Annotated in this window: 1 protein-coding gene and 1 pseudogene; both read right to left on the reverse strand. The window is 56.2% G+C overall.

Annotated features, from left to right (window positions below; all coding sequences use genetic code 11):
* On the reverse strand, positions 1-452 hold a 452-nt coding region (locus tag CJP46_RS36040; RefSeq protein ID WP_143813089.1), incomplete at its 3' end, for an ABC transporter permease family protein.
* A 15-nt stretch (positions 453-467) separates the two neighbouring features.
* Positions 468-728: pseudogene (locus tag CJP46_RS36045) on the reverse strand (sugar ABC transporter permease); the annotation flags it as partial.

The following is a 728-nucleotide window of genomic DNA, read 5'->3' on the forward strand; positions in this document are numbered from 1 at the left end:
GCCGACGGAATGACGATCGCCCACATCGTGTTGACCATGCCCAGCTGCTTGATCAAGAGGTACGTCGGCACCAGGCCGCCGCCGAAGAACATCGTGACCATGAACATGCCCATAAAGAAGTTGCGGCCGATAAAGTCCTTGCGGCTCAGCGCATAGGCCGCCGGCAGCGTGACAAGCAGGTTGATCGCGGTCCCGACCACGGTGTACAGAATCGTGTTGCCGTACCCCGTCCAGATGCTCGTGTTCTCGAACACCCGCTTGTAGCCGTCAAACGTAATGCCTTTCGGCCACAGCCACATCTCCCCCGACCCGACCAATTTCGGGTCACTGATGGAGGCGCTGACCATGTACACCAGCGGGTAGAACACGATTAGAAACGCCAGAAACACATACAGGTAATTGAAGGCGAGAAATACTTTATCCCGCCGGGTTTCTCTCACTCCGGTTAACATCGAATAGCCTCCTCTCTACCACAAACTGTTCTCGCTCGTACGGCGGACGATCTGATTGACGACGATGAGCAATACCGCATTGATGACCGAGTTGAACAGGCCGATGGCGGTCGAGAAGCTGTACTGCGCATCCACCAGACCCGAGCGGTAGACGAAGGTGGAAATGACGTCCGACGAGCTCATGTTGAGCGGGTTTTGCAGCAGCAAGATTTTCTCAAAGCCGACCCCGAGCAGGCTGCCCATGTTGAGGATGAGCAGAATGGTCATCGTCGGCAC

Source organism: Paenibacillus sp. XY044 (assembly GCF_002257645.1).
Taxonomy (GTDB): Bacteria; Bacillota; Bacilli; order Paenibacillales; family Paenibacillaceae; genus Paenibacillus_AQ.